2 protein-coding genes are annotated in these 1,445 nt (G+C 57.0%); one reads left to right on the forward strand and one right to left on the reverse strand.

The window, feature by feature from the left end; translation table 11 throughout:
* Positions 1–110: 110 nt before the first annotated feature.
* Positions 111–611, reverse strand: coding sequence for a hypothetical protein (locus tag ACLFKU_RS43405; protein ID WP_410853350.1), 501 nt, complete (start codon positions 609–611; stop codon positions 111–113).
* 339 nt (positions 612–950) lie between these two features.
* Here ACLFKU_RS43405 and ACLFKU_RS43410 point away from each other — a divergent pair, with 339 nt between their 5' ends.
* On the forward strand, positions 951–1,211 hold the full coding sequence (locus ACLFKU_RS43410; protein WP_410853351.1) for a hypothetical protein: 261 nt from the start codon (positions 951–953) through the stop codon (positions 1,209–1,211).
* The last annotated feature ends 234 nt before the right edge of the window (positions 1,212–1,445 follow it).

Raw genomic sequence — 1,445 nt, forward strand, 5'->3', positions numbered from 1 at the left:
ATGTCATGCGCAACGCCAATCCTGCCGTCCGGTCCGCTCGGTCACGTTCCCGAAATGACCGGTCACGTTGCCGAAATCCCCGGTCACGATCCCGAAACGGCCGGTCACGTTCATCCGAAATACGCAGCTTTCGCGTCGATCTTCTCGTCGACCGGAACGTGAAGCGCGTTCGGCGTGTCGTCAGCCGAACGGCAGAATCTGCCAAGGCCATCGACGATCATGCGACCTATCTCAAATGGCGTGATCTCGACGACCTTGCCCGTGACGAGTGGTACCTCGACCGGACCGAGGCCATAACGGGCCGCGAGTTCTTGTGGCGGCTCTGCCGGTAGATTCACCCGAGCGCTGAGCGCAGATGAGACCGATCTGTAGGCACGCGAGTGGACCGTCCCTGATGCGACGTTTGGGGGAAAGCCGCGCCTCGCATGCTCTGCGATTTCCCGGTTGAATGCGAGATAGGTGCCGCGTCGATGTGAAAGACGGTCTGCGACAAGACGTAGTGTCGAGGTTTTTCCCGCGCCAGCGTACGCTTTGATTTTTATGTTGCCGCCAGTGGAAACAGCATCGACGATCGCCTGCTGCTCCGCCGTCGGTCGAATTAAACGGGCCATTGGCGGGCTTAGACCTTCGCGACGCGGTCGCAGAAGCACACCGCACGTTCTAGGCTCGTGGTTTCCATGGGGCGGAAGCAATTATGAGTTTCGCAGCGCACCGGCCATAATGCCGTTCAGTTATCTCGGGACCCGGTCTCGTGGTACGGTGAGCGCGCATCCCCGACCGATTATATAGCGCGCCAATTGCGCCCCGCCGCGCCATGCAAGTCATTGCTATGTTGCCGGCACCCTGTCGGGGGGGCGACAGCGATGCGAAGAAAAACACGCGCGCGTTCGTTTAGTTGATTCTTGGTACATGCGGCGCGCTGTTGCGTGACGCCAAAAACGGAAATATTGATGAAAATTGAATTGTATGGATCAAGTCAAAAGGACGCTGCGTTAGTTCAACAGGAGTGGAACGGCGACGGCTTAACCGGGCCGCAGACTGCGCTATTCGCGAGCAACGACATGACTCTCCAATGCGAGCGCGATGGTTTCCATCTGTACTACCTTGGCTATCGGACCTCTGCGTTTGTCACGAACGAGGATGCGAGGAAAACCGCGCCCGAATTTGCACGACAAGTTCTGAACCGGATGTTGAGCCAAATATCCGAATAGGTGTTGCGTAGCTCGACGGCCGGTTTCTGTTGCGCAAAATCGGCCTGCAAGCACTGATCGACCGTCGATGAGACGCCAGAAAGCGCAACACCGGCAAACATACCAGTTTGTCAAAGCCATTTTGAAATGTCCGCTTACTGGCCAAGTTCAAATGTCCGCTTTTAGGGGGTGGGAATCGGTCTCTCACCCGGTTTTTATTCACGCAGTGTCGAAGGATAGCGTTTGAACTGGCAG

It is taken from the genome of Paraburkholderia sp. EG304, assembly GCF_046543485.1.
GTDB lineage: Bacteria > Pseudomonadota > Gammaproteobacteria > Burkholderiales > Burkholderiaceae > Paraburkholderia > Paraburkholderia youngii.

What these genes read in the sequence shown, in the direction of transcription:
- ACLFKU_RS43405 (WP_410853350.1), bottom strand. Translation starts at nt 611, where the DNA reads ATGGCCCGTTTAATTCGACCGACGGCGGAGCAGCAGGCGATCGTCGAT.
- ACLFKU_RS43410 (WP_410853351.1), top strand. Translation starts at nt 951, where the DNA reads ATGAAAATTGAATTGTATGGATCAAGTCAAAAGGACGCTGCGTTAGTT.